The 2,209-nt window shown below is 53.5% G+C and carries 6 protein-coding genes; 4 read left to right on the top strand and 2 right to left on the bottom strand.

From position 1 onward, the window contains the following. Positions 1-117: 117 nt before the first annotated feature. Both NLU14_RS21285 and NLU14_RS21280 read left to right on the top strand, forming a co-directional pair. Positions 118-396: a type II toxin-antitoxin system RelE/ParE family toxin gene (locus NLU14_RS21285; protein ID WP_275710395.1), complete on the top strand. Its 279-nt coding sequence runs from the start codon at positions 118-120 to the stop codon at positions 394-396. 10 nt (positions 397-406) lie between these two features. Continuing rightward, positions 407-694 (top strand): HigA family addiction module antitoxin, encoded by a 288-nt coding sequence (locus NLU14_RS21280; RefSeq protein ID WP_275710393.1) that lies wholly within the window; start codon positions 407-409, stop codon positions 692-694. Between the two features lie 78 nt (positions 695-772). On the opposite strand, the gene NLU14_RS21275 is transcribed toward NLU14_RS21280, so the two are convergent. Beyond that, positions 773-1,087 (bottom strand): type II toxin-antitoxin system RelE/ParE family toxin, encoded by a 315-nt coding sequence (locus NLU14_RS21275; RefSeq protein ID WP_275710390.1) that lies wholly within the window; start codon positions 1,085-1,087, stop codon positions 773-775. A gap of 2 nt (positions 1,088-1,089) precedes the next feature. After that, the gene (locus tag NLU14_RS21270) at positions 1,090-1,326 is read right to left on the bottom strand and encodes an addiction module protein (RefSeq protein WP_275710388.1); all 237 of its coding nucleotides are present in this window, start codon (positions 1,324-1,326) and stop codon (positions 1,090-1,092) included. Positions 1,327-1,521: 195 nt separating this feature from the next. On the opposite strand from NLU14_RS21270, the gene NLU14_RS21265 reads away from it, so the two are divergent. Both NLU14_RS21265 and NLU14_RS21260 read left to right on the top strand, forming a co-directional pair. Next, a complete protein-coding gene (locus tag NLU14_RS21265; RefSeq protein ID WP_022992576.1) occupies positions 1,522-1,779 on the top strand; it encodes a type II toxin-antitoxin system Phd/YefM family antitoxin in 258 nt (85 codons plus the stop codon). Continuing rightward, the gene (locus tag NLU14_RS21260) at positions 1,767-2,069 is read left to right on the top strand and encodes a type II toxin-antitoxin system RelE/ParE family toxin (protein WP_275710386.1); all 303 of its coding nucleotides are present in this window, start codon (positions 1,767-1,769) and stop codon (positions 2,067-2,069) included. Before NLU14_RS21265 ends, NLU14_RS21260 begins: the two co-directional genes overlap by 13 nt. Positions 2,070-2,209: the final 140 nt, after the last annotated feature.

Genomic DNA, 2,209 nt, shown 5'->3' with positions numbered 1-2,209 from the left:
ATCGCCGTGGTACGTGATCCGTATGCCCGGTGATGTGGGAGGAGGGGCATCGTGAGGTGCCTCCCTATCCCGATTATGCGCTTTGACACCTGATACGTTACAGGGTACATTCAAGGAATGATTCGAAGCTTCAAACACAAGGGCTTGGCAAAATTCTTCAAGTCCGGCAGCACTGCAGGGATTCAGGCCGCTCACGCGAAGAGGCTTCGGCTCATTCTCGGTAGATTGAATGCAGCGGCGAATGCCAAAGATATGGACTTACCCGGTCTTCGTTTGCACGAACTCTCTGGCAATCGGGCCGGAATCTGGTCAGTGACAGTCAGTGGTAACTGGCGAGTAACCTTCCGGTTCGAAGACGGAGATGCCGAGATTGTGAACTACGAGGATTATCACTGAGGTACCGCCAATGTTAATGCACAACCCTCCGCACCCGGGTGAAGTACTGCGAGAGCTTTGTCTTGAGCCCCTTGGCCTCACTGTCACGGCGGCGGCAGAGGCATTGGGCGTTAGCCGCAAAACGCTGAGTGCCGTGTTGAATGGCAAGGCCGGTATCAGTCCCGAAATGGCGGTCCGGCTCTCTATTGCTTTCGATACTTCGGCAGAAAGCTGGCTGAATCAGCAGTCCCAATATGAACTCTGGCATGCTGAACAACATCGCAAAGAGCTCAACGTGAAGAAGCTTGTTGCAGCCTGAATCAGCACATAACCATGCCATGCACCGGATGCCAAAACCTCCGCTTCGCTGCGGTTCTGTCACCGGTGATGGCGGGCGTTAGGGCTTACTGCGCCCCAGCCAATAGCCAGGTTTTCGGGAGTGGTGAGCAACGGCAATGACTACAGCTTCTTCTGGCAGTTCAATGGCGACTATATCGTATGGGAAGCGCTCCAGAATCAGGCGCCTTACACCGGTATCACCGGCTTCTTCGGGGAGAGTTGATAAGGGGATGAAGTTTTCTTCAATAACGTCGATGGCAGCATCAACAGCAGCAAAAAACTCGGCCCCGAGTCCAGCTTGCTCATATTCATACCATGCTGCTGCCTCTATAGCTTCCTGCGAGGCCTCTTCCAGTATCCTTGCCGTTCGCACTGTTACTGGCCTAGCCTCGCTCTCATCTTTGATCGAAATTCTTCACGGCTGAGCAGCGTGGCTTTTCCGCTTTTGACTTTGGATACACGGCGAACAATTTCATCGTTCCAGGCCTGCTCGACCGAGTCGTCATGGGGGCCGTCCAGGCTCATTATTAACTCCCGAGCCAGCGCTGCACGCTCCGACTCGGAGAGAGTCGAAATCTGGGAGCGTAGGTGGTCTAATGTTTCGGTAGTCATGATGCCTCCGCGAATGGCGATACGATTATGCTATCCCGATTCAAAGGCCCTAACAAGGCCAGGCACGGCGACGCCTACTGCATTGCGGCTTCGCCTCCATTCCGTAGCCGCGCGTGCTGGCTGGCGTTAGCTGTGATTGCCACACCTGAATAGTGATACTATAGTGTCACTATTAGTCTGATTCAGGGTTAGCCCATGAAAGTTGAGCTTGTTACGAACCTCAAGCGCCAGGCCACAAAGATTCTGGCAGATCTGCACTTGTCTAAAGAGCCGATACTGATCACGGAGCATGGTCAGCCATCCGCATACCTTGTCGATGTGCAGGATTACGAGTTTATGCAGCGCCGACTTGAGCTGCTTGAGGGGCTCTCACGGGGAGAGCGTGCTGTACTTGAGGGAAGAACGTACAGCCAAAGTGAGGCCAGGGAGAAAATGAGTAAATGGCTGAAGTAATCTGGACCGAGCCTGCCCTTCAAGAACTGGATGCCATCGCTGAGTACATTGCTCTGGATAATCCTGCTGCCGCAAGTCATCTGGTCCAGGAGGTTTTCGATAAGACCGAACGTTTGGAAGATTTTCCCCAGTCCGGACGGATTCCTACGGAGCTCCCTAATTCGGTATACAGGGAGGTAGTGGTTCCACCGTGCCGCATTTTTTATCGTGAGGATGAGAAGCGAGTTCTCATTCTCTATGTCATGCGAGAGGAGCGGCAGCTTCGGGCGTACATGCTTGGGAACAGCTAACCAGGCGCGTCACTCGGATGCCTTTGTCTCCGCTTCGCTACGTCAAAGTCACCGGTGCGCTTGGGCGTTAGCAGCTACAGCGTCCTTCCAGATCTTGCGGAGTGAGTAAAAAAGGGATAATTTGTACTCATGGATGAATT

Origin of the sequence: Marinobacter iranensis, assembly GCF_029207565.1 — a bacterium.
GTDB classification, from domain to species: Bacteria; Pseudomonadota; Gammaproteobacteria; order Pseudomonadales; family Oleiphilaceae; genus Marinobacter; species Marinobacter iranensis.
This window is presented reverse-complemented; position numbering and strand designations above follow the sequence as displayed.